General features: G+C 41.8%; 18 protein-coding genes. 9 read left to right on the plus strand and 9 right to left on the minus strand.

What is annotated here, in order from left to right:
• Positions 1–5 precede the first annotated feature (5 nt).
• Together J4E06_RS04510 and J4E06_RS04515 are read right to left on the minus strand one after the other, a co-directional pair.
• Positions 6–1,634 carry a RagB/SusD family nutrient uptake outer membrane protein gene (locus J4E06_RS04510; protein ID WP_349522851.1) on the minus strand — a complete coding sequence of 543 codons (1,629 nt, stop codon included), beginning with the start codon at positions 1,632–1,634 and terminating at the stop codon, positions 6–8.
• Positions 1,635–1,645: 11 nt separating this feature from the next.
• Positions 1,646–4,729: a SusC/RagA family TonB-linked outer membrane protein gene (locus tag J4E06_RS04515; protein ID WP_349522852.1), complete on the minus strand. Its 3,084-nt coding sequence runs from the start codon at positions 4,727–4,729 to the stop codon at positions 1,646–1,648.
• 368 nt (positions 4,730–5,097) lie between these two features.
• Between J4E06_RS04515 and J4E06_RS04520 the strand changes: the two genes are divergently transcribed.
• Genes J4E06_RS04520 through J4E06_RS04535 form a run of 4 tightly spaced genes read left to right on the plus strand, consistent with a single transcriptional unit; the run spans position 5,098 to position 10,080 of the window.
• The gene (locus tag J4E06_RS04520) at positions 5,098–6,117 is read left to right on the plus strand and encodes a LacI family DNA-binding transcriptional regulator (RefSeq protein WP_349522853.1); all 1,020 of its coding nucleotides are present in this window, start codon (positions 5,098–5,100) and stop codon (positions 6,115–6,117) included.
• 25 nt (positions 6,118–6,142) lie between these two features.
• Positions 6,143–8,014 carry an alpha-amylase family protein gene (locus J4E06_RS04525; protein ID WP_502877334.1) on the plus strand — a complete coding sequence of 624 codons (1,872 nt, stop codon included), beginning with the start codon at positions 6,143–6,145 and terminating at the stop codon, positions 8,012–8,014.
• Between the two features lie 48 nt (positions 8,015–8,062).
• Complete coding sequence (locus J4E06_RS04530) at positions 8,063–8,815, plus strand: glycerophosphodiester phosphodiesterase (protein WP_349522855.1); 753 nt, start codon at positions 8,063–8,065, stop codon at positions 8,813–8,815.
• Positions 8,815–10,080 (plus strand): BaiN/RdsA family NAD(P)/FAD-dependent oxidoreductase, encoded by a 1,266-nt coding sequence (locus J4E06_RS04535; RefSeq protein WP_349522856.1) that lies wholly within the window; start codon positions 8,815–8,817, stop codon positions 10,078–10,080. The genes J4E06_RS04530 and J4E06_RS04535 overlap by 1 nt, the downstream gene beginning before the upstream one ends.
• A 5-nt stretch (positions 10,081–10,085) precedes the next feature.
• Here the strand turns inward: J4E06_RS04535 and J4E06_RS04540 are convergent, their stop codons facing one another.
• Entirely contained in the window at positions 10,086–10,814 is a 729-nt protein-coding gene (locus tag J4E06_RS04540) for an MIP/aquaporin family protein (protein ID WP_349522857.1), read from the minus strand.
• 34 nt (positions 10,815–10,848) lie between these two features.
• Positions 10,849–12,345 (minus strand): glycerol kinase GlpK, encoded by a 1,497-nt coding sequence (gene glpK, locus J4E06_RS04545; protein ID WP_349522858.1) that lies wholly within the window; start codon positions 12,343–12,345, stop codon positions 10,849–10,851.
• A 60-nt stretch (positions 12,346–12,405) separates the two neighbouring features.
• On the opposite strand from glpK, the gene J4E06_RS04550 reads away from it, so the two are divergent.
• Complete coding sequence (locus J4E06_RS04550; RefSeq protein WP_349522859.1) at positions 12,406–12,945, plus strand: DUF1697 domain-containing protein; 540 nt, start codon at positions 12,406–12,408, stop codon at positions 12,943–12,945.
• Here J4E06_RS04550 and J4E06_RS04555 read toward each other — a convergent pair.
• Positions 12,942–13,418 (minus strand): TspO/MBR family protein, encoded by a 477-nt coding sequence (locus tag J4E06_RS04555; RefSeq protein WP_349522860.1) that lies wholly within the window; start codon positions 13,416–13,418, stop codon positions 12,942–12,944. The two genes, J4E06_RS04550 and J4E06_RS04555, sit on opposite strands and share 4 nt — an antisense overlap.
• Before the next feature lie 93 nt (positions 13,419–13,511).
• Here J4E06_RS04555 and mvaD point away from each other — a divergent pair, with 93 nt between their 5' ends.
• From mvaD to J4E06_RS04575, 4 genes are all read left to right on the plus strand, one after another.
• On the plus strand, positions 13,512–14,597 hold the full coding sequence (gene mvaD / locus J4E06_RS04560) for a diphosphomevalonate decarboxylase (RefSeq protein ID WP_349522861.1): 1,086 nt from the start codon (positions 13,512–13,514) through the stop codon (positions 14,595–14,597).
• Positions 14,598–14,737: 140 nt separating this feature from the next.
• Entirely contained in the window at positions 14,738–15,676 is a 939-nt protein-coding gene (locus J4E06_RS04565) for a mevalonate kinase family protein (protein WP_349522862.1), read from the plus strand.
• Between the two features lie 10 nt (positions 15,677–15,686).
• Entirely contained in the window at positions 15,687–16,592 is a 906-nt protein-coding gene (locus J4E06_RS04570) for a geranylgeranylglycerol-phosphate geranylgeranyltransferase (RefSeq protein WP_349522863.1), read from the plus strand.
• Between the two features lie 60 nt (positions 16,593–16,652).
• On the plus strand, positions 16,653–17,495 hold the full coding sequence (locus J4E06_RS04575; protein ID WP_349522864.1) for a pseudouridine synthase: 843 nt from the start codon (positions 16,653–16,655) through the stop codon (positions 17,493–17,495).
• Positions 17,496–17,580: 85 nt separating this feature from the next.
• Here the strand turns inward: J4E06_RS04575 and J4E06_RS04580 are convergent, their stop codons facing one another.
• The 4 genes from J4E06_RS04580 to J4E06_RS04595 form a co-directional block, all read right to left on the minus strand.
• Positions 17,581–17,865: a hypothetical protein gene (locus J4E06_RS04580; RefSeq protein WP_349522865.1), complete on the minus strand. Its 285-nt coding sequence runs from the start codon at positions 17,863–17,865 to the stop codon at positions 17,581–17,583.
• Positions 17,866–17,997: 132 nt separating this feature from the next.
• Positions 17,998–20,154: a DUF5916 domain-containing protein gene (locus tag J4E06_RS04585; RefSeq protein WP_349522866.1), complete on the minus strand. Its 2,157-nt coding sequence runs from the start codon at positions 20,152–20,154 to the stop codon at positions 17,998–18,000.
• A gap of 397 nt (positions 20,155–20,551) precedes the next feature.
• Positions 20,552–21,262, minus strand: a complete 711-nt coding sequence (locus tag J4E06_RS04590; protein WP_349522867.1) for a hypothetical protein — start codon at positions 21,260–21,262, stop codon at positions 20,552–20,554.
• Positions 21,259–24,345 (minus strand): BspA family leucine-rich repeat surface protein, encoded by a 3,087-nt coding sequence (locus J4E06_RS04595; protein WP_349522868.1) that lies wholly within the window; start codon positions 24,343–24,345, stop codon positions 21,259–21,261. The genes J4E06_RS04590 and J4E06_RS04595 overlap by 4 nt, the downstream gene beginning before the upstream one ends.
• Between the last annotated feature and the right edge of the window lie 112 nt (positions 24,346–24,457).

Raw genomic sequence — 24,457 nt, forward strand, 5'->3', positions numbered from 1 at the left:
CTGTTCTAATAGCCTGGGTTCTGAACCAAGTTAGGGTTAAGAATAAGTTGGTTGGCAGGGATAGGAAACAACTGACGGTCTGCATTTCCTATTGCGTCATCTTCTTTAAAATCCCAATCTTTGGTGTATTGGCCAAAACGAATCAAATCGTTTCTTCTCCAACCTTCGGTATACAATTCACGAGCTCTTTCGTCCAAAAGATCTTGCTCGGATACTGTTCCAAGAGGTGCAGCTCCCCTGATTGTTCTTAATTCATTGATCATGGCAGTTGGATCTCCACCACTTCTCAGCATAGCTTCAGCCTTCATTAAATAGGCGTCTGAATATCTAAAGAAAATGATGTGGTTGTTAAATGCACCGTCCCTTGGGTTATATTTTATGACACGGATACCGGTTACCTCGTTGTTATCTACTAGGCTTGGTTGTCCATCTACCGAGCTTAAGAATTCCCTGGTAAAGTTCAAAGGATTACCATTTCTATCTTCGAGTGGAGCTCCATTAGGCCCGTACTGTTGCCCGATTAAGAACCCGAAACCTACGTTGGAACCGTCAACAATCCCATCACTATTCTCATCTGTACCAAAACTACCGTCAAAAGGAACACCGTTTGGAGGAACAAATCCTCTTCGTTCTTCTTGTCCATCTTGCAAGGTACCGTCGTTAAGACCTCTGTTACTGTCGGCATCTCCCTCGAACAAGTCGTAAAACTCGGCCAGGGTACTGAAGCCGTTCCAGCCCCCTCCACCTAATTCTGTGGATCTATAGTGCAAGGTGTGAAAAATTCTAGCACCTGCCGAGGCCTGTGCGTACCAAATAGTTTCGGTATCACTACCAGGTACAAAAATATCAAAGTAATCAGCGGCTAATTCGTAACCATCATTTTCAATAGCATCAACTAAGGAGATAACCTCGTTCATATCTGCGGAATCTGCACTACCTGAGCCATTATAGATATGTCTGTTCAATAGCACTTTGGCTTTCAAGTATCTTGCGGCAGCTTTGGTAGCTCTCACATTGTCGTCTCCTGCAGCAGATGTAGGAAGATTGGCAATAGCGGTGTCCAAATCACTTATGATTTGACTGACTGCATCTTCACCGGTCAACACCCCTGGGTCTGCCAAGGGATCTGCAGCTTCCGTATCTCTAAACGGTACTTGCCCAAAGTTGTCCAAGATAATAAACGTAGCAAGGCCTCTTATGAATGAAGCATGCCCATTAGCCTCTGAGGAAGATTCTGAACGTGTGTCCAAAATTTCACTGGCTCTTAATTGCAGTCCATTCCATTCGTTCCATACACCTAATATATATTGGTGCTCTGGAGTCCAAGAGTGCTGGTGCAATTGTCGCCATATTCCGTTATCCCCCCAGTCAGCTCCTCTGGTTGGAACCAAAAGGGCATCGGTGGTTACCTCGTTCAAGGCATACAGGTTAGCTTGCGTGCCAAAATAACCATATAAATCGTTGTACATCGCAGTAACTTGACTAGTAGAGGCTTCTGATGACAAACCTGAGAAGCCATCAGCTAACCGGGAATCAGTAGGTTCTACTTCTAAGTCAGTACAAGAAGTCAGCATGACCCCTGCCAGCAGGGGAAGTGCCAAATATCTGTTTGTGTGTTTTAAAATATTTTTCATTGCTCTTTTTTTTAAAATTTAGCGTTGATCCCCAAAGTTATTGTTCTTGGTCTTGGGAAAGCAGTATAATCAATACTAGCACTTGGAATCCCAGTACCAAAATCTCCAGTGCTTGAGGATACTTCAGGATCCAATCCGCTATAGTCAGTAATCAAGAATAAGTTTTGTCCGGTAAGTGACAATCTTAGACTTTTTAGAGTACCCTCGCCACTTAACGGGACATTGTAACCAATATTGGCGTTCTGTAACCTAACAAAGTCACCTTTTTCCAAGTACAATGTGGAAATTTCTTGAGTGGTGTTGACATCCAAGGCCCTTTGGTCTACATTGGAAGTCAGGTTAAAAGTATTCGTATTCAAGAAGGCATTGGCCGTGTTATTGTACACATGGAAACCAAATTGCCCTGTGAAGAAGGCTGAGGCATCCCAATTTCTCACCCTAAGGTTAAGGGATAGACCTGCGTTCACATCAGGAAGTCCATCTTTGTCCACGAAGTCTTTCGCATCAGGATTAAAGTTAGGGTTGCCACTGCTGTCTTCCGAATATTCGGCCATGTAGTATGAGAATAAAGACCTTCCTTCACCTAAACGTTGGACAAAGGCATCCGTAAGTCCAGGTCCGTTCAACTCACCAAAGTTAGCAGTCAGTCCATTCAATCCTTCCACCTTGTTATCATTGTAAGCAACATTAAAGGAAGTGGAGAACGTTACATCCTCTGTTTGCACAAAGTCGTAGTTCAATGCTACTTCAATACCTTGGTTTATTACTGTGCCATCCTCTAAGTTTCTAAAAACAAATGGGTCGGCAGCAGGAGCTGCGGCATCCCTTCTAAACAAAAGATCCCGAGTTTCTTTTCGATACACATCAACAGATCCGTTGAACCGGTCCATATTGATACCAAAGTCAATACCAATGTTCAAATCCAATGTAGATTCCCACTTTAATTCTGGGTTTTGCACTGCTACCACATCTGAACCAGGACGAATTATGTCACCATTGTCAGATATTCCAGGCTCATTGAATCTTTCTCTTCTTAAGTAGTTGGCGTAACCCAAACCTTCTTGGTTACCGGTGATACCAGCACCAAACCTCAACTTCAAGGTAGAGAAGGTATCTCCGATAAAGTCTTCCTCATTCAATTTCCAGGCAAAGGCACCAGATGGGAAGTAACCGTATCTGTTGTTTTCACTGAATCTCGACGATCCATCTGCCCTAACAGTTGCGGTGAATAAAAACTTGTTCATCAAACTATAGTTGGCTCTGGCAAAGAAGGATTGCAATTCATCGGTATTATCGAAAGTATCTATCCAAACAGAAGTGTATTGACCCGATGAAATACCTAATTCGGCTGATTCATCAAAAGGATTGATGCTGTTCACAAAAGTACCATTAGGGGCAAAACCTGCTTGTTGGTAGGGCCCGTCAATACTGTTTCGGATACTATTCACATCTTCGATCAAAAGTTCACCCATGGCATTCAAATCGGACGTTGGTGCTCGCCACCCTTGGGAGTTGAATCCCCTTCTTCGGAAATCTTGGAAGGAATAACCTACAATAACGTCTAAGGAAGAATTGTCGAAATCCTTTTGGTAATTAAGTGTTGCTTCCAAAAGTTGACTAGACGCATTCAAGTTGTTAAATGCGGTTTGTCCATTTCCGGTAACACGGTTAAAGTTGTTTGCGTCTGCAGAAATGGAGGTAATGGCATCGGCTTCCGAATCGTCGTAACCAACACTTACCTTAGCGGTCAACTCATCCAAAATATCGTACTCTGCAGAAACGTTGATCAAGGCACGATTGGTTTTGGTAACGGACTGCCAGCTCGCCAAATAGTTGGCTGGGTTCAACTGGTTTCCTTCCAAGAAAAAGCTTGGACTTGCTGGCCATGTTGGGTTGGCTGCGTAAGCTGCACCAATTAAGTTTCCACTTGCTCCTGAAGTACCACTAATAGGTGGGGCGTCGTCGTTTACTCGTGAAAGCGAAGCTTGAAGGGTCAAACGTAACTTATCGTCCAAGAATCGTTGGCTAGCATTTATTCTTCCTGTGATACGCTCTTGTGCGGATTTTTCAATCACACCAAATTGCTTACCGTAAGAAAAGGTTGCCCTTACATTACCGCTACCGTAGTTTCTGGAATACGACAGGTTCTGATTTTGTGAAGCAACAGTTCTGGTGATATAATCTTGCCAATCCGTATTGGAGCCATAATCGGCTGCATCTGCATTGGCTTGGCCTCTTATTTCGGCTGTAGCCGACAAGAACTCATCGCGATTGAATAAATCATATTCATTAGCTGGGGAAGAAATACTTAGGTTGGAATTGAATTCCCAAACACCGCCTTGACCCGTTTTACCACTTTTAGTGGTAATGATTACAACACCATTTGCACCACGAGACCCGTAGATAGCAGTAGCGGAAGCATCTTTTAGAATGGACATACTTTCAATGTCATTCGGGTTGATAAAGTTCAAGGGGTTTCTGGTGGCATTGCTACCATTGATTACGTCACCACCTGAAGGGGTTGTTGATTCCCCGGACAATGGAATACCATCCACAACAAAAAGTGGGTTGTTGTTGGAACGAATGGAGTTCGATCCACGAATCCTAAGGTTCATTCCGGCTCCAGGCTCACCACTTGCTTGAGTAATCTGTACACCAGCGGTTTTACCTTGAATCAATTGTTCAGGTGAGGCAATTACACCTCCGTTAAATTCTTCCGAGGTTACAGCGGCTACAGAACCGGTTGCATCCTTTACAGTGGTTTGACCATAACCAATAATTACTACCTCATCCAAAGCCTGTGCGTCTTCTTCCAAGGAAACATCGATACTGGATTGTCCATTTACCGCTATTTCAACGGTCTTGTAACCAATGTAGCTAAACACCAATGTTGCGGTATCTTCCACATCGTTAAGAGTATAGTTCCCGTCAAAATCGGTCTGCGTACCATTGGTAGTACCTTTTACCAATACGCTTGCTCCTGGCAACGGTCCATTTGCGTCCGAAACGGTACCTGATACTGTTTGAGCTTTAACCAACCCAAAGCATAAAAATGCTCCAAGCAAAAGAAAGCTTCTTAGTAGCGTAATCTTCATAAATAATTAATTTAAGTTTAGTTAATCTTAATTCAAGTGTTAAACATATATAAAAAAAAGGTTAATCTAAATTTAAGTATATTGCAAAATATAACGAAAACGGTTTCGTGTTGATAACTTTAATAAGTGTAGATTTCACAAATTTCAGTTTACTTGTTTGCTTAATCCTTAAATATGTTGGTAGGAATTGTGAATTTAGTAATAACCGAAGGAATAAAAAAATTTAATTTTTAATCGGTAACTTTTCAATAAATAACTTGAAAAAAGTGTTGTTCCCCAATTGTTAAAAAATCGGGAGTTGTGCAGGGCTTTGTATGATTATTAAGTAATTTTCGACCTGGAATAAGTTTGTCACAAAAATTTTATCATTGAAAGCCAAGATTACCTTAAAAGATATCGCCCGAGAACTCGAAGTGTCCATTTCCACAGTTTCCAAAGCACTAAAGAATAGTGAGGAAATCAGTAGGGATACCAAAGAGAAAGTACAGGCCTTTGCTAAACTTTACAATTACAAGCCCAATAACATTGCCATAAGTTTAAAGAACAAGCGCACCAAAAACATTGGGGTTGTCATTCCCGATATTGTACACCACTTTTTTACCACCGTAATTCGCGGAATTGAAAAATATGCCAATGCCCGTGGTTATAATGTAATTGTATGTCTGTCAGAAGAGTCTTTCGACAAAGAGGTCATAAATATGGAAATGTTGGCCAATGGAAGTATCGATGGTTTTATCATGTCCCTTTCCTCCGAAACACAACAAAAGGGCGATTACAATCACTTGAAAGAGGTAACTGCGCAGGGTATTCCCGTAGTACTTTTTGACAGGATAACCCACGAAGTGGATTGTGACAAGGTAATCATAGACGATGAACTTGGCGCCTACCAGGCTACCAAAAAATTTATAGATCAAGGGAAAAAACGAATTGCTTTGATTACTACCGAGAACTACCTTAGCGTAAGTGAAGCTCGCACAAAGGGCTACCGCAAGGCACTTGGAGAAACCACAATGGGTATTGATGAATCCATGATTTTGAAAATGTCTTCCATGGAAATGGACGAAGCTTCCATCAAAAACTTTTTAAATACCAAAAAGCCTGACGCCGTCCTCTGCGTAAACGAAATATTTGCTGTGTACAGCATGCGATTGGTGCAGGAGAAAGGGTTAAGAATCCCCGAGGACATTTCTTTTATAGGGTTTACGGATGGTGTTTTGTCCAGATACGCCAACCCAAGCCTTACCGTTGTGGCCCAGCATGGTGAGAAAATGGGGGAAGAGTCAGCAAAAATGTTGATAGATAAGGTAGAGAGCGAAGCCGAGGAAGAAACCTATCAAACCAAAATCTTGGAACCAACTTTAGTGATCAGGGACTCCATTGTACATTGACCTTATGCGCTACCTAAACTTTGGAATGAGAACAATTTCTAACTTTATTCTATTCCTAACCACTATCGTACTAATTTCATGCAAAGATAAACCAGGCCAAACGTCTACCCCTCTACCTATGAAAAAGAAAGAAGTAGTCTACCAAGTATTTACCCGCCTTTTCGGAAACACCAACACCACCAATAAACCTTGGGGCACGATTGAGGTAAATGGGGTGGGCAAGTTTGCCGATTTTTCAAAGAAAGCCTTGGCAGAGATAAAAGATTTGGGCGTTACGCACATTTGGTACACAGGAGTTCCGCATCATGCCGTAATTAACGACTATACAGCCTACGGAATTTCGAATGATGACCCCGATGTGGTTAAAGGCAGGGCAGGATCACCCTATGCCGTAAAGGATTACTATAACGTAAATCCCGATTTGGCAACCGACCCATCAAAACGATTGGAAGAGTTCAAACAATTGATTCAAAGGACCCACGATGCTGGCTTAAAAGTAATCATTGACATTGTTCCAAATCATGTCGCAAGAAATTATGAAGGGTTGACCAATCCTGAGGGCGTGGAGGATTTTGGTGCTTCGGATGATACATCCAAGGGGTACGACGTCAACAACAACTTTTATTATATCCCCGGAGAACCCTTTAAAGTTCCCGAATGGCAGGATGGTTATCTGCCACTGGGCGGAGATAGAAATAGGTTGACAGATTCCAGATTTGAAGAAGTTCCTGCCAAATGGACCGGAAATGGCTCCCGACTGGCACAACCTCATTTTAATGATTGGTACGAAACCGTAAAAATCAATTACGGAATACGTCCCGATGGCACCAAGGACTTTGAAGAACTTCCTGAGGAATACCGGCAAAAAGATCACAAGGCCCATTATGAGTTTTGGAAGGACAAAACTTTGCCCGACTCATGGCATAAGTTTAAGGACATTACCCAATATTGGTTAGATTTTGGTGTGGATGGATTTCGTTTTGATATGGCTGAAATGGTACCGGTAGAATTTTGGAGCTATCTTAACTCCAATATCAAAATGAAAAACCCCGATGCTTTCCTATTGGCCGAAGTGTACAACCCAAGTTTGTACAGAGCTTACATACATCAAGGTAAAATGGATTATTTGTATGATAAAGTTGAGCTCTATGACAGCATCAAACACATTATGAAGGGGTATGGGTGGACAGACCACATTCCTGTAGTGCAAAAAGGAATGGCGGACATAGAGCACCATATGCTCCACTTCTTGGAGAATCATGACGAGCAACGAATCGCTAGTTCCGATTTTGTTGGAAATGCTCAATTGGGAAAACCGGCAATGGTAGTTTCCGCTACCATAAGCACCTCGCCCACCATGATCTATTTTGGGCAGGAAGTGGGGGAGCCTGCTGCAGAAGATGCCGGTTTTGGCAGTCCAACACGGACTTCCATTTTTGATTACATCGGAGTCCCGCATCACCAGCGATGGGTCAACAATAAAAAATTTGATGGCGGTCAACTATCCGAAGAGGAAAAAAGTTTGAGGGAATTCTACAAACGACTTCTGAATTTCACTATAAATAGTGAAGCCTTGATGGGTGAGTACCAGGAAACTCACTTTTATAATAAGGATAATACAGAAGGGTACGACCATAGGGTGCTATCCTACGTAAGATGGTCCGCCGATGAAAAACTCATCATCCTGTCCAATTTTGATGAGCATAAAAGTTATTCCTTTGAATTCAAAATACCTGAAGATGTAACGGATAAATGGCTGTTGGCCGATGGTGAATATCCATTGACTGAGGAACTTTACGGAGCGGTGCAAAAGAAAATGTCCGTGATCCATGGGCAAGGAAAAATCCAGATAGAACTGGAACCGCTTCAATCCTATATCTTTAAGGTAGGGAATTGATATTTTTCATTTGCAAATTGTATTTTTAGCCTTCAAAACCGAACCAAAATGAAGAAAAATATACTCGTAGCCCTTGGAGCTACCCTACTCTTAACTAGTTGCGAAATGACAAACTCCAAACCATTGGTCATTGGACATCGTGGAGCCATGGGCCATGAGACCGAGAACACCTTGGCATCGGTACAAAAAGCCATGGAACTCGGTGTTGATATGATTGAAATCGATGTGTTCAATATTTCCAGTGGGGAAACCGTTGTATTTCACGATGAAAAAGTGGATAGATTGGCCAATTCCACGGGAAATATTGAAGAGTATAACATTGTTCAAGTCCGCCAGCTCACCTTGCAAGGTGGGCATAAAATACCAATGCTGCAGGATGTATTAAAACTGATGAACAATAAGGTTGCTTTGAACATTGAGCTTAAGGGTGGGGGAACTGCCAATAGGGTCAATCATATTGTTAACTATTATATAGAAAAGGAAGGATGGAGCCTGGAAAATTTTGTGATTTCCAGTTTTAAATGGGATGAGCTTAGGGCAATTAGGGACATAAATAAAGATATCAAAATAGCCGTATTAACGGAAAAAGACCCTCTGGAAGCCATTGAAGTTGCAAAAGAACTCAATGCGGTTGCCATAAACCCACATTTTAAAGCACTTACGCGAGAAAATACGGCAAAAATCCAGTCAGAGGGATTTAAGGTATACACTTGGACGGTAAACGAACCCGAGGATATTAAGAGAATGATTGAGTTCGGGGTCGATGGAATCATCACCAATTATCCGGAACGTGTGAAGTAATGTACGATGTCATAATAGTAGGAGGTGGGGCAGCAGGATTCTATGCGGCAAATCAAATAGCGGAACTTTCCCCTGATTTGAAGATTGCCATTTTTGAAAGGGGTAAAACCGTATTGTCCAAAGTAAAGGTATCAGGAGGTGGCCGATGCAATGTCACCCACGGAGCGTTTTTGCCCAAAGAGTTGACCACTAATTACCCTCGCGGAGAAAAAGAACTCTTGGGCCCTTTTCATAAACATGCTCCTATGGATGTCATGGGTTTTTTCGAGGAACGGGGAGTGCCCCTTAAAATTGAAGAGGACGGACGCGTATTTCCCAAAAGCGATTCTTCACAAAGTATTATAGATTGTTTGGTGGGCGAAGCAAATCGCCTAGGGATTCAAGTTTTGAAGAATAGTTCTGTAAAGGACATCAATAAAACGGATGAAGGGTGGCAGGTAACCACAATGAACAAGCATTACCAAACCAAAAAATTGATGCTCACAACGGGCAGCAACCCAAAAATCTGGAAGCAACTGGAAAATTTGGGACATCACATTATTCCACCTGTGCCCTCATTGTTTACATTCAATATTACTGATGAAAGAATCAAGGGTATTCAAGGGATAAGCACTTTTGCGACGGTGGAAGTGCTTTCCAAAAAAAAATTCCATACCGATACAAAAAATCTGAACCTAAAAAGTAAGATCAAGGACGATGCAGTTCTTTATGCCGATGGTCCACTTTTGATCACGCATTGGGGTTTGAGTGGTCCGGCCATTTTGAAGCTTTCTGCCTGGGGGGCCAATATGCTCCACGATTACAATTATTCTTTTAGAATAAAGGTAAACTGGTTGCCCGATTACACCACAGAATCCATGGAAGCTTACCTAAAGGAATTGAAAGGCGTGGAAGCTAAAAAAACCGTGATGCGTACCAATGTAACCGAACTTCCCAAGCGCTTGTGGAAACGTTTGGTGGAAGCAGCGAATATAGCGCCCGAGGAACGTTGGGGCGACATTAAAAAAGAGCAGCTTCAAGCATTGGCGGAACAATTGACAGCCGCATCTTTTAAGGTGGAAGGCAAGAGTACCTTTAAAGAAGAATTTGTTACCGCCGGCGGCGTGGATTTAAAGGAGATCGACTTCAAGACTTTCGAAAGTAAATTGCACCCTAACCTGTACTTTGCAGGCGAAATCATCAACGTGGATGCAATTACCGGCGGGTTTAATTTTCAAAATGCATGGACAGGAGCGTACATTGCCGCCCAAGCCATTGCGTCCTAAAGGGATTATTGCAAAGCTAGCGCAACCCAAGCGGCTATTGCCGCGCCCAAAATAGGACCAATAACAGGAATCCAAGCATAGCTCCAACCATTACTGCCTTTATTTTTTATGGGCAGTAGCGCATGGACAATACGAGGTCCCAAATCCCTTGCTGGGTTTATGGCATAGCCCGTAGTCCCCCCCAAGGACAGACCAATACCCCAAACAATCAGGGCAACAGGTAAAGCACCCAAAGAACCTAAACCTATAATTGCATTATCGGTAGAAAGTACGGCATCGGTAAAATAAAGTACGGAAAACACCAACACAAAAGTGCCCAATACTTCCGAAAAAAGGTTCGTAAATGTATTGGGTATCGCAGGCGCAGTGCAGAAAACACCTCGCTTGGTCCCGCCATCCTCAGTGGCATTAAAATGCTCTTTGTTTACGAGCCATACGCAAAATGCAGCGAACATGGCGCCGATGAACTGGGCCAAAATATAGCTTGGAACCTCGCTCCATGGGAATTCACCAGCTACAGCAAGCCCAATGCTTACTGCAGGATTAATGTGCGCACCACTGTAAGGGCCGGCAACAACAACGCCGGTGTAAACAGCAAAGGCCCACCCCGTGGAGATTACGATCCAGCCCGAACCATTTCCGTAGGTTTTTTGTAGGGAGACATTGGCATTTACGCCACATCCGAGTACCATCAGCAAAAAAGTACCTACAATTTCAGATACAAAAGGAGTCATATAAGGGAATATTAGTGTATATGTTATTTGAAAATTAAGCGTTTTCTGTCCAGAATTCCAGTGCTTTGATGGCCTTGTACCAACTTTTGATGCCTTCATCGATTGCTTCACGCGCTTCTGTGGGCTTAAAATGCACATCGGTCTGCCATATATCTTGGATTTCTTCCGGACTTTCCCAGTAACCAACGGCCAGACCTGCCAAATACGCAGCACCCATCACTGTGGTTTCCACAACCTTAGGTCGAACCGTAACAGTATTTAATACATCGGCTTGAAACTGCATTAACATATCGTTTACCGTAGCCCCGCCATCAACACGCAATTCTTTTATGGAAATTCCCGAATCGGCCTCCATGGCTTTTAGAATGTCCATGGTTTGGTAGGCAATGGACTCGAGAGCGGCGCGTGCTATGTGGGCATCGGTGCTTCCCCGGGTAAGTCCAAAAATAGTGCCTTGTGCTTTCTGGTTCCAATGTGGAGCCCCCAAGCCTGCAAAGGCAGGAACAAAAACCACTCCTTCGGAACTGTCCACGGAACTGGCCAGTCTTTCCACTTCGGAAGAGGTTTTTATAATATTCAAGCTATCCCTTAGCCATTGTACCACCGCACCTGCTATAAAAATACTTCCTTCGAGCGCGTAGCTTGTTTTACCGTTGATTTTCCAAGCAACTGTGGTAAGCAGGTTGTTTTTGGAAACAATCGGTTTTTCACCAATGTTCATCAACATAAAGCAACCTGTGCCGTAGGTGTTTTTTACCATGCCCTGTTTGGTGCACATTTGTCCGAACAATGCAGCCTGCTGGTCACCCGCAATCCCCGCAATCGGAATTGGGGTTGCAAATAAATTGGGCGTTGTGTGTCCGTAAACTTCACTGGATTGTTTCACTTCGGGAAGCATACTTTTGGGAATGGTCAACAGTTCCAAAAGCTCATCATCCCAATTCATAGTGTTGATGTTGAACAGCATGGACCGACACGCATTGGTCACATCTGTAATGTGAAGTCTTCCATCGGTCATTTTCCAAATCAACCAACAATCGATAGTGCCCATTACTAGATCACCCGCTTCGGCTTTTTCACGGGCGCCCTCTACATTATCCAAAATCCATTTTACCTTGGTGCCCGAAAAATAGGAGTCAATGACCAATCCTGTTTTTTCTCGGATTAGATTGGATCTGCCTTCTTTCTTTAGTTCATCGCAATAGTCCGAAGTACGTTTATCTTGCCAAACAATGGCGTTGTAAACAGGTTCCCCCGTATGTCTGTCCCAGACCACTACCGTTTCCCGCTGATTGGTAATACCGATAGCGGCCAATTGTGACGCCTTGAGTCCTTTTTTGCTCACAGCCTCCGCGGCCATCCCCGCTTGTGTGGACCAAATCTCATCGGGATCGTGTTCCACCCAACCAGGTTTTGGGAATATTTGTGTGAATTCTTTCTGCGCTACGGAGATAATGGTTCCCTTTTTATCAAAAACCACGGCACGGGAACTGGTTGTACCTTGGTCCAAAGCAAGGATATATTGATTCATTTTGTTATTTTAAGTGCGTTTGAATTTACTAAAATAAATCCGAGTGCTGAATTAGTCATTATGGGGAATACATATATAGGGTTGCTTAGGGGTATTAACGTAAGCGGTCAAAAGAAAATAAAAATGGCGGAGTTACGAGATGTTTTGGAAGAAATTGGCCTAAAAAACGTAAAAACATACATCCAAAGCGGAAATATTGTTTTTAATAGTGAACGGACCGATCAAAACAAACTTCAGGAAACAATTGCAACTAGCATTCGTAAGCATTTTGGATTTGATGTGCCGACTTTGGTGATCCAGGATGAGGATATCAAACAAATTTTGGAAACCAATCCTTTTTCAGGAGAAGGGGAAGCAAACAAATTGTACTATGTTTTGCTCAAAAATGCTCCAAAGGAGGATTTGGTCAAGGAGTTCAATCAACTTCATTTTGAAAATGAAGGACACCATATCACGGACAAATGCGTGTATTTACTTTGTAAAAATGGCTATGGCAAGGCAAAACTCAACAATAATGTTGTTGAAAAGAAGCTAAAAGTGGAAGCGACCACCCGAAATCAGAAAACGATGTTGAAGCTTTTGGAAATGGCCTCGGGTTAAGGGTTGAGTTCCCAGATTTTATAGTTCAGTGCTGAGGCAAATGCCACCCAAAGCACATAGGGAATCATTAAAAGTGCTGCAGGTTTGCTAATGACCTTGAACCATTTTATGGTAAGTATGATCATCGTCAGCAAAGCCAAAATGACCACCATTCCACCAAGAGGATTTTTCAATCCGAAAAAAACAATGCTCCACAAGGCATTGAGCAACAATTGAAAAACAAAGTGATACAATGCTGTTTTTACCCAAACATGGTGGTAGCCTTTGGACCAAACTATCCCTGCGGCAACCCCCATCATTATGTACAATGCCGTCCAAACAGGAGCAAAAAGCCAGTTTGGAGGCGTAAAGTATGGTTTGTTGAGGGTAAGATACCAATCGTTTACCGAGCTTTGGGTCGCTATGCTGGAAAGGAATCCGATAGCCAGGCAAATCAAAACGCTTATGGTTATGTAAACAATTCTTTTTTTCATGGTCGGTGCAACTTCGACTAAAATAAGAATTTATTTGAATCCGATTTCCAGTAAGTTTGCTGCTGCTTATATTTGTTTAAACATCCACTCCAAATGACGGAAAAAGATTTTTTGCCCGGTGCCTATCAAAAAATGCCCGAAAACGGCAAAGTAACTTGGAAAGCACCTAGCAATATCGCTTTGGTTAAATATTGGGGAAAGCGCCCAGTTCAGATTCCCGCCAACCCCTCCATCAGTTTTACTTTGGATGCCTGTGCCACCACAACATCCGTGACTTTTGAGAAGAAGGAAAAAAACGATGGGTTTTCGTTCGATTTGATTTTTGAGGGAAAGCAAAAAGCAGATTTTAAACCAAAGATTCAGACTTTTTTGGAGCGTGTTGAAATGTACCTGCCTTTTTTGAAAGCGTATCATTTTACGATTGAAACCTCCAATTCTTTTCCGCATAGTAGTGGGATTGCGTCATCAGCAAGTGGGATGGCAGCCCTTTCCCTGTGTTTGATGGATATTGAAAAAGAACTGAACCCGTCTATGGATGAGGCTCTGTTCCACGCAAAGGCGTCCTATTTGGCCCGTTTGGGCTCGGGGAGTGCCTGCCGAAGCATTAAGGGTGACTTGGTGCAATGGGGTGCGCACAAGAACATTCCCAATAGTTCCGATTTGTACGGCATGGAATATCCGTTTAAGGTTAACCCAGTTTTTAAGAGTTATTGCGATACCATTTTGCTGGTACACAAAGGACAGAAACAAGTGAGCAGCACGGTGGGGCATCAATTGATGCACGGTCACCCCTATGCCGAAAACCGATTTGAACAGGCATTTTCCAATTTAGACAAGCTAAAGCCCATTTTGGCCAATGGAGATTTGGAAGAATTCATTAAATTGGTGGAAAGTGAAGCATTGACCTTGCACGCCATGATGATGACGAGTATGCCCTATTTTATGCTGATGAAACCCGATACGCTGGAAATCATCAATAAAATTTGGGAATACCGTGAAGCAACCAAAACACCTGTTTGCTTTACGCTGGATGCTGGGGCCAATGTGCATTTGTTGTATCCATCTTCCGACAAGGAGAAAGTAGAGATTTTTATTAAAGATGAATTGGCGGAACATTGTGAGAATGGTCAATACATTCACGATCAAGTAGGGTCGGGAGCCATCAAAATAAACGACTAAAAATGAACAGCTAAGCTGTTTTTTTACGTTATTTGCCAAGATTTTAGACCGTGTAAACAGGTTTTTAAGGATAAAATCGATTTGTTTATCGAAATTTATCAAATATTGAACAAAATTTGTTTGTATCTTAGTAGACACATATGAAAGGTCCTTTGTTTTATTCCAAGATTTTATTGTTTGGGGAGTATGGCATTATCAAAGACTCCAAAGGCTTGTCCATACCCTATAATTTTTTCAAAGGGGCGCTTAAATGGGACAAAAACGATTCCGAAATGGCGCAAGAATCCAACAAAAGCCTAAAGGCTTATGCCGAGTATTTAAAAGTACTCGAAATAAAGGAAGAAGGCTTGGTTTCTTTTGACATTGAAGCGTTGGAAAAGGATGTGGCCGATGGAATGTATTTTGATAGCTCCATTCCTCAGGGCTACGGTATTGGAAGTAGTGGTGCTTTGGTTGCAGCTATTTACGATCGCTACGCTACGGATAAAATCACGGTTTTGGAAAACCTGACCCGTGAAAAATTACTTCAATTAAAGAAGATTTTCGGGAAAATGGAATCTTTCTTCCACGGGAAATCCTCTGGATTGGACCCATTGAACAGTTACTTGAGTCTACCTATACTTATCAATTCCAAAGATAATATTGAATCCACCAGTATTCCTTCCCAAAATACCGAAGGAAAAGGTGCGGTGTTCTTATTGGATAGCGGTATGACCGGCGAAACTGCGCCTATGGTGCAATTGTTTATGGAGAACATGAAGCAGGAAGGTTTCCGAAATATGATAAAAGATCAGTTCATCAAACACACCGACGCTTGTGTGGAGGACTTTTTGAACGGGAACGTAAAATCGTTGTTCGGGAACTTAAAACAACTTTCGCATGTGGTTTTTGATCACTTCAAACCTATGATTCCATCCAAGTTTCACCAACTTTGGCAAAAAGGCATCGAGACCAACGATTACTACCTTAAACTTTGTGGTTCTGGTGGCGGTGGATATATTTTGGGGTTCACCCAAGACTTGGAAAGAGCCAAAAAAGCACTTAAAGGACACACCTTGGAAGTAGTGTACAACTTCTAAAAGCAAAATCATGCTTAGCAGAAAAAACAAACTCTTGCTTTTTAAGCTGTTGAGTCTGTTTTCAGTTGTGAGAGGATATAATATCCTTGTAATTACCTTGGCCCAATATCTGGCCTCCATTTATATTTTGGCCCCGAATATTCCATTAAGGGATGTGGTTTTGGATTTAAACCTATTTCTTATCGTTACTGCTTCAGCGCTTACCATTGCCAGTGGTTATATCATCAACAATTTTTACGATGCGGAAAAGGATTTGATCAACAAACCCGCCAAAAGTATGCTGGACCGTTTGGTAAGCCAGCGCTTTAAGTTGACCACCTATTTTATCCTCAACTTTTTGGCCGTTTTCGCAGCAAGCTATATCTCGTTCAAAGCGGTGCTGTTTTTCTCGGCCTATATTTTTGGCATCTGGATTTACTCTCATAAACTCAAGCGTATTCCACTTGTGGGTAATTTGGTATCTTCCACCTTGGCTATTTCCCCGTTTTTTGTGGTGTTTGTGTACTATCAGAATTTTGAGACCGTAATTTTTGTACACGCACTGTTTTTATTTTTGTTGATTTTGTCCCGTGAAATGATCAAGGATTTGGAAAATATGGCTGGCGATATGGCACAGAATTACAAAACCATCCCTATTATTCACGGTGCCAAGGTGTCAAAATTCATCATTACCTTTTTGATTGGACTTACGCTGGTGCCGGCACTTTTGCTCATCAAAACTTTTGATGTGGGTTACATGCACCTTTATTTTAAAGCCTGTATTGCATTGTTGATATTGTTCCTTGCCCTGCTTTGGAAGGCCAACGGAAAAAAGCACTACGTTTGGTTGCACAACATCATCAAATTTATCATCGTTGTTGGGGTTTTCACTATCCTTTTGATCGATGTGGATGTGGTACTGAACCGAATTTTGTAATTCTTTGTTCTTTAGGATTTTTGGAACTTAAAAAGAGTACATTTGCAAAAAATTAGACTGATGGCGAAATCAGACAATAACAAAGGCAGAAGACCTTCCAAAAACTTCAAGGGCGGGGACAGAAAGAAACCGTTTGATAAAAAATTCTCCTCCAAACCAAGGCAGAACGCTCCAAAAAAACCATCCAATCCAGATGAAATTCGATTGAACCGTTACATTGCCAATGCGGGCATTTGTTCCCGTAGGGAAGCAGATACCTTTATTGCTGCTGGAAATGTTACGGTAAACGGAAAAACGGTGACGGAGATGGGTTTTAAGGTGAAACGCTCCGATGATGTCCGTTTTGATGGCAAACGACTCAGCTTGGAAAAGAAGGAATATATCCTGCTGAACAAACCCAAAAACTTTATCACCACTACAAGTGATGAAAAGGGACGCCGTACCGTGATGGAACTGATTTCGAGTGCCTCGAACAACCGTTTGCTGCCGGTGGGCCGTTTGGACAGAAATACAACTGGACTTTTACTGTTCACCAACGACGGTGACCTCACCAAAAAATTGACACACCCCAAGCACAACGTGCGTAAAATCTACCATGTGCATTTGGACAATAATCTAAGTTTGGCCGATCTCCACAAAATTGAAGCAGGCCTGGAACTGGAAGACGGAGCCATTACCGTGGATAGTGTCAGTTACATTCAAGGAGCACCAAAACGCGAAGTGGGCGTAGAGATCCATAGCGGGCGTAACCGTATTGTACGCCGTATTTTTGAGCACTTGGGTTATAATGTTACCAAACTGGACCGTGTTATTTTCGCCGGACTGACCAAAAAAGATCTACCACGTGGGCATTGGCGGCACTTGACCGAGCAGGAGGTGATTAATTTGAAGAATATTAAGTAATCCCTTTGAGTATTTTAGGTTATCTGGTATAGTTATCAGTTCCAAATATTGATTATTGGTACTTGGACTTGGTTTCACCTTACGGTTATTTCATGTCCAGATGAATTCCCTCTAGAAGAAAATCAACCAAGCCTCCCCAATCTATAATGCCCCAGAAAATGGGTAGAATAAAAAGAATGTAAAAAATAAATTTATATCGTTGATTGTTTTTTAAGAATCTGATGACGAAGTATATCAGCGCGTAGTATAAAAACAGAAGCCCAAAAGCAATACTGAAAATAGGCATAAACCCGCCCATTAAAAGCGTGGTAATGATACCTATCAATAATAGTATCAGAACTATTATGGTTAGTTTTTTTATTGTGTTCATTGCTTATTTTTAAATAAATCATATCCTATCCTAAAGCAATTTCGAGAATTTAATTAGATAGGTAACCGCAGAATTGACCAATGCCCCATTTGGGTTGACGGATTCAGTGAAACTGGTCAAAATTTAAAATAATCAACGATTAAACCAATACGTAAATTTGAGCGTCAACGACCATAGATTACCTTCGAGTGGGGATAGTTGCTCGTTGTTGTTAAAAACGAGAAACAGGTCGGAGGCAGGTGCGTAGCGCCATTGCAACCTGGAGTTGATACCAAAATTGTTGCTCTGTTCATTGTATTGGAACAGCGTATTCCAAAATAATTTGTTGGTAAAGGTAATGTCAGCTTCGGTGCCCACCAACCAAAAATCCGTAGTGTACCAAGGTTCGGGCAAGTCCAAATTGTTGTAGCTGAGGTTGGCGCCCAAACTCACGTAGGGCTGAAAACGGTAGCCCAACTGGGCGTTTATATTGGTTCGGTAACCTCCCGAAAAATAACGGCCCAGTCTGGTGGTCATATTATAGGTAAACAGACTTTTGGGACGGGAATTGTATGAAATATAGATTCCGTTCCAATGGTGTTGCGTACCTGCTGCCAATTCCTCTTTGCCCGTGTTGGTGGGATCAAAAGGCGCCAAAAGCTGTACATATTCATTAAATACGTCCACACTTAAGGAACTACGGTCCATAAAATTTACCGCATATCCTAAAATGGACACATAATCCGTGGATTTCATATGAGGGTCGAAGTAGTAAAAACCTGTGAACTGGGGACCATGGCTCACTACTTTTTCACTCGCGGGCAGAAACAGGTGACCTACGGAACCTTCCAATTTGATGTAGTTGTTCCGTGGTACAAAACCCACTTCCGAGGTAAAGTTCTCTGAAATATATTCTTGTTGAACACGCCAGTTCCATTTACGGCTGCTATAGGCCAAATGGGCACCTTGTGCAAAACCGTTGTATGATGAATCAGGACCAAAAGATTTGAGCACAAAAGCCTTACCGTTGTATTGGTTGTCCGCTGAGGCCAAATTATATTCCAGTCCCAGATTTCGGTTGAATTTGGTGTATTGGGTCTGTAAACTGTCGGCAAGCGAGTTATAATCCAAGGACTCTTTGTTCACGAACATTAATCCAATATTGGAACGCGAAAACACTTTTTGCTGCAAGGAAAGCACAGCGAAGTTTTGACTGGGTAGTCCTGTTTCGTCCACTTTGTCGGTTTGCATATCCATCACCCCCAAACGAAGGTTACGGTTTAGATTCCCACTTACCCGTGCACCTGCAATAATGGGTACGCCCAAACCAATTCTACGGGAGAAGAAAGGACGAATCTCGTTGTATCCGAAACTGGCAAAGAGGTCGGCATTTTCAAGGAAAAACTGCCGCCTTTCGGGAAAAAAGAGCTCAAAACGGGTTAAATTGGCTACTTGGCGGTCCGCTTCAACCTGTGAAAAATCGGGATTAATGGTTAAATCTAAATTTAAGGATGAGGTAAGTCCCAATTTTAGATCGCCTCCCACTTTGAATTCATTATCATAATCAATATTATCGATTGTCGAATTGCCAACAGTACCCAAAACGTAGGGAATGAGGGAGTAGTTGAGTCCTTGTTTTGGTGGGGGATTGTCCCACACCATTGTGCCCGTGTAGGCCAAAGAGGCCGTTGGAAACTGCCTTGGAATGGGTGTCCAGCTCGATTTTTCGTTGGTGCTCAGATCCAGCCTGGAGAAATTAATGCCCCACTCGGTTACGTCTTTTTCATATCGGATGGATTTAAAGGGAATTGCCATTTCCACGACCCATTTGTCTTCATAACTCTGTACTTCGGATACCCATTTACTGTCCCAGTTGAGGTCTATGCTGCCACCGTTGGACATAGTGCCATCCCATTGAGCTCCATAGGCGTTTGCCCCAAAACTAAAGCCCGTAGTCTGATTGTTGAACGGGTCCATGAACAACAAAAAATTATCGTTCCCCCCAAAGGAAAAATCCCTTCGGAGCGATTCCACGACATAGGTGTTCCCTGGGGTTTTGAAAAAAGTGGCCAAGAGGTAGAGTTGTCGGTCATCGTAGGCCATCTTCACTTCCGAGGGCTGGGTGGCCTTGCGGTCGTCCATCGGCAAGACCATAAAAAAGTCCTTAGCGGCTTCTGTCTTTTGCCAGGTTGCTTCGTCGCCGATACCGTCTATGGTAAAGGTTTCGTCGGTTTTGAACAGGTGAATTTTGTATTCGGCATTTTTCTTTTGGGCATACGAAAGCGCGCAAAAGAACATGGCAAGGGCCATGAAAACGGGGGTTGAAAAGGCTCGGTTAATCATTGTTTGTTTAGTGCGGTAAAAGTAATGATTTACTTTGTTTTTTAACAATGAAACACAATTGAGCAGCTTAAATTGTCAAATAGACATTTTTCGAATTAAAATTCCAGCTGGAATGTGCCAATGCCCTTTTTGGATTGTTAGATTTTATAACCATCCTATGGCAAAGGCACCGTAACCTCCATGATGGGTCAAACTGATATGGAACTGTTTTCTTCCATTGGTCAAGGTGGGAATGTTTTAACTGATATGATGAAGAAATACCATAGAGCAGTCTTTTCTTTAGCTCTTCGCTTTGTTCCCTATGACCTCCAATATGGATATGCACCGTAATGAACAAGGTGTTTTCACCAATTCTTATTGGATTTTAATCAGGAGCTTGTATGGCAATATTAGAAATTGAAAAGTTACCACTGGTATCTTTTGAAATCACCTCAACCACATAGGTTTCTCCACTTACAAACTGTATCGGTCCCAGGGAATCCGTGGAATAATCCACTTCTTCAAACAGGGTGTTATTGTTCTCTAACACTTTTACATCATAAACCAAGGTATCTCCATCCTCGTCTTTACCCAACCAACTAACCGACATTTCCATGGTTTCGGTATCGAAATCAACGCTGATTTCTGCGGCGTAGGGAGCATAATTGCCCAATGGTATTCCAGGGGTGGCAAAAGAATATGTGCTTCCCGATGTTTCCCCAAACTCATTGATTGCCGTAACAGACCAAGTATAGGTTTTTCCTCTTTGCAGCTCCACCTGGGTCTCTACGTTGGAATACGTATTTTTAAAAATCTCGGAACTGCCCTCCAACACTGCCAATTCATAACTATCGGCAAATTGGGCCTCATTCCAATTAAAGGCAATCAAAACCTTGGATTCATCCGAAGGCACTTCTTCATAATCTGAGCAGGGTTCCCCATTCGCGGGCAATGTTCCCGTAACTGCCATAGGTAAATCATTGGTTGGCTCGGGTTCTGGTGAGGGTTGTTCTCCACCATCACCGCCACCGCAGGAAGACAATAGCACAACAATACAACCATATATAATTCGCGAAATTGATTTCTTTCTTTTCATCGCTTAATAATTTTTACGGTTTCCAATCGCCCATCAACTAGCATTTGCAAGAAATAAACTCCTGATTTGAAGGTGGAAACATCTATATTTTTATCACTCTGTTTATAATCGATTTCCTTGACGAGTCGTCCATCCATTCCAAAAACTTTTGCGTTAAGTGTTTTTTTCTTGGTTAGGATATTCACTTCGGATGATGTTATGGTCGGATACACTTGAATGATATCTCCCATAAAAAAACTATCGGACACAATTCCTTGACAGTCACTTGTGCCTGAAATTGAAATTTCATTCTGACCAAACAAGCTGTTTAGTTCAATGGTTTGCTTTCCAGTATCCCCAAAAGTATAGTTCTGTTTTTCTCCATTCACGCTGACTTCATAATTTTTACTTCCAGTGACCTCGTACACCACGGTACCCTTCTCAGAATCGGTCGATGTTCTTTTACCGGTAACTGACGATAGATTGTTTACAGTAACCCCATACGTTTGTTCGAATAGAATTTCAGGCACCGTTATCGAAATAGTGTATGTTCCGGGTGATAGGCCACCAATTTCAAACTCCTGTCCCGATGCGACATCTTCAAATTGGTTGGAGTAAGCATCACCACCAGATATGGAAATATCCATCAAATGGCCAGGTACAGTCATCGAGAGGTTTACTGCGCCATCCGCACTATCAACACAACTAGGAGTCAAAACATATACTTGGACGGCATCCTCGGGAATAATTTCACAGCCATAATCATCCACAACAGCATCTGGATTGGTATTCAAACAAAGGTCCAAATGATCAAAAACCCCATCGGCATCATTGTCCTCGTTGCATAAGGGTGCTTTACCTCCATCAACAATGGTCCACCCAAAATCATCAATTAAGCTCTGTCGTGCTTCTTCAGAATCACAATATTGACTTGAGCCAGCGTTCAAAACAACATTGTTTTGTTTTAAGGGCAAGCTATTCCAACCAATCAATGTTTTGTCGTAATTATCCAAGGATAATCCTGCATTTAAAAAAAGGTAAACCATATTGGTCACATTACTTATTTCCCACTCTCCTAAGTTTTGGTCAAAAGAAGTTGCACCACCAAACATTCCACTCATTTCGATTACACTTGAGGTATCCCAATTTGAAATATCTTGATTAAAAGAACTGGCATTTTGAAACATGGCTCCAAAATATTCCACTGAAGACACATTCCAATTTCCAATATCTTGATTAAAATTGACGGCATCCGAAAACATTCCACCCATTGTGCTTGCACTTGAGGTATCCCAATTGTTCAAAGGTTGATTAAAAGGTGTCCCAGCAAATGCCGAATGAAAGTCCGAGACTTTCGAAACATCCCAATTGTTCAAGGGTTGATTAAAGGAAGATGCATATCCAAAAACAACTCCAAGGTTGGTTACGCTGCTTACATCCCAGTCATTTAAGTTTTGACTAAAAGCCTTGGCTTCCGCAAAGGTTCCATTTAAACTGGTGACATTGGAAACATCCCAATTCGAAATGTCTTGATTGAATAAATCCGTTGTGTTGAATGCAGCTGTTAGATTGGTGATATTGGATACGTCCCAAGAATTCATCGATTCGTTTCCTATAAGTGACCTACATCCTCTGAACATATACACTAGACTAGTGACCCGACTAAAATCTGGAAGATCCAAAACTGTAACATCCAAATTAGCACAACCATGAAATGCAGATTCCATTGATGTCCATTCGATAGAGCCCCATTGATTCACTTCCATTATTTTATCACTATCATTGGTTGCTTCATCGAAGGATAAATCATTAAAATATATTCTTGGAAAATCGCCACTTATAGAAACTTGATAAGTTCCTGGTGTTGCATAGGTATGTGTAATATTGCCTTCCACATTTGAATCGGAAGTACCATCGCCCCAATCAACCGAGTAGTTATAGGTCTCACCCGGAAATGTTGGAATTGTAATTTGATTGTCCGCCGAAATTCCAGGGTTATCGGTTTTCCAAGTGGTCACAAATGGGCAGTCACCTTTTCCTGCATCAGTTATCGCCCAATTATATTCATTGATTAACTTAAACCTTGCAGATTCACCATTGCAATAAGTGCTGCTGCCAGCATTGAATTCAACACCTTCCTGTAATGAAGGCAAACTTGTCCAACCATTCAAGGTATTGTCATAGTTTTCTTGGGACAAGCCTGTTCTATCAAACATATCTTGCATATTGGTTACGTTTGATATATTCCATTCGCCTAAGTTTTGATCAAAATTATCTGCACCTGAGAACATTTGGGCCATATTAACGACATTGTTAACATTCCATCCTCCAATATCTTGGTTAAAAGATTTGGCCGAAATAAACATCCAACCTGTTGAAATGACATTGGAAATATCCCAATCACCAATATTTTGATTGAACGAATCGGCACCAGCAAACATACCCCACATAGATTCTACATTGCTAACATTCCAATTACCTATGTCCTGATTGAAGGTATTTGCTTCTTGGAACATGTTTGCTAAGTATTTGACATTAGAAACATCCCATTTTCCGATATCATGATTGAACAGAAAACATTGAGCAAAAGCACTATCCATATTTGTTACATTGGAAACATCCCAATCATTTATAGCAGGTGTTCCCAACATCGAATTACAATTAGCAAAAGCAAAAGCCATTGATGTAACTTGGGAAATATTGGGGGTATCATTGGCAAGTAAGTCGAGATTTGTACAACCACTAAAAGAAGACTGCATAGTTACCCATTCTATTGAGCCCCATTGATCAACGGACAATAGTTTCTCCCTATCTCCACCATTATTAAAATATAAACCAGGAAAATTCCCGGTGATTTCAATTGTGTAAACACCAGGAACATCATAAACGTGAGAGGGATTATAGGCATTGGTAAGTGTTGAAATAGTTCCATCCCCCCAATTAATAATTACTTCTCCATAATTTCCAGCATATGTTGGAATTGTAATTTGGTTGTCCGCTGATACTCCTGGATTGTCGGTCTTCCAAGTAGTGATAAATTTCGTTTGGGCAGATACGATAAAATAAGCAAGGCCCAAAAGAATTGAGAAGTAGAATTTTTTCATGCGTTAGTTTAGGTGTGGAAACTTACATTTTTAAAAGCTAACGTGAAAAAACATTTCGATAAAAAGTAATATTTTTCTTATGAAGTCAGTTTTTGTTCAAAACAAGTTTTGT

Source organism: Allomuricauda sp. NFXS6, from assembly GCF_040148835.1.
Classification (GTDB): Bacteria; Bacteroidota; Bacteroidia; order Flavobacteriales; family Flavobacteriaceae; genus Flagellimonas.

Bases quoted from the DNA above. Each gene is read 5' to 3' on its own strand.
- J4E06_RS04510 (WP_349522851.1), bottom strand. From the start codon at position 1,634: ATGAAAAATATTTTAAAACACACAAACAGATATTTGGCACTTCCCCTG.
- J4E06_RS04515 (WP_349522852.1), bottom strand. From the start codon at position 4,729: ATGAAGATTACGCTACTAAGAAGCTTTCTTTTGCTTGGAGCATTTTTA.
- J4E06_RS04525 (WP_502877334.1), top strand. From the start codon at position 6,143: ATGAGAACAATTTCTAACTTTATTCTATTCCTAACCACTATCGTACTA.
- J4E06_RS04530 (WP_349522855.1), top strand. From the start codon at position 8,063: ATGAAGAAAAATATACTCGTAGCCCTTGGAGCTACCCTACTCTTAACT.
- J4E06_RS04535 (WP_349522856.1), top strand. From the start codon at position 8,815: ATGTACGATGTCATAATAGTAGGAGGTGGGGCAGCAGGATTCTATGCG.
- J4E06_RS04540 (WP_349522857.1), bottom strand. From the start codon at position 10,814: ATGACTCCTTTTGTATCTGAAATTGTAGGTACTTTTTTGCTGATGGTA.
- glpK (WP_349522858.1), bottom strand. From the start codon at position 12,345: ATGAATCAATATATCCTTGCTTTGGACCAAGGTACAACCAGTTCCCGT.
- J4E06_RS04550 (WP_349522859.1), top strand. From the start codon at position 12,406: ATGGGGAATACATATATAGGGTTGCTTAGGGGTATTAACGTAAGCGGT.
- J4E06_RS04555 (WP_349522860.1), bottom strand. From the start codon at position 13,418: ATGAAAAAAAGAATTGTTTACATAACCATAAGCGTTTTGATTTGCCTG.
- mvaD (WP_349522861.1), top strand. From the start codon at position 13,512: ATGACGGAAAAAGATTTTTTGCCCGGTGCCTATCAAAAAATGCCCGAA.
- J4E06_RS04565 (WP_349522862.1), top strand. From the start codon at position 14,738: ATGAAAGGTCCTTTGTTTTATTCCAAGATTTTATTGTTTGGGGAGTAT.
- J4E06_RS04570 (WP_349522863.1), top strand. From the start codon at position 15,687: ATGCTTAGCAGAAAAAACAAACTCTTGCTTTTTAAGCTGTTGAGTCTG.
- J4E06_RS04575 (WP_349522864.1), top strand. From the start codon at position 16,653: ATGGCGAAATCAGACAATAACAAAGGCAGAAGACCTTCCAAAAACTTC.
- J4E06_RS04580 (WP_349522865.1), bottom strand. From the start codon at position 17,865: ATGAACACAATAAAAAAACTAACCATAATAGTTCTGATACTATTATTG.
- J4E06_RS04585 (WP_349522866.1), bottom strand. From the start codon at position 20,154: ATGGCCCTTGCCATGTTCTTTTGCGCGCTTTCGTATGCCCAAAAGAAA.
- J4E06_RS04590 (WP_349522867.1), bottom strand. From the start codon at position 21,262: ATGAAAAGAAAGAAATCAATTTCGCGAATTATATATGGTTGTATTGTT.
- J4E06_RS04595 (WP_349522868.1), bottom strand. From the start codon at position 24,345: ATGAAAAAATTCTACTTCTCAATTCTTTTGGGCCTTGCTTATTTTATC.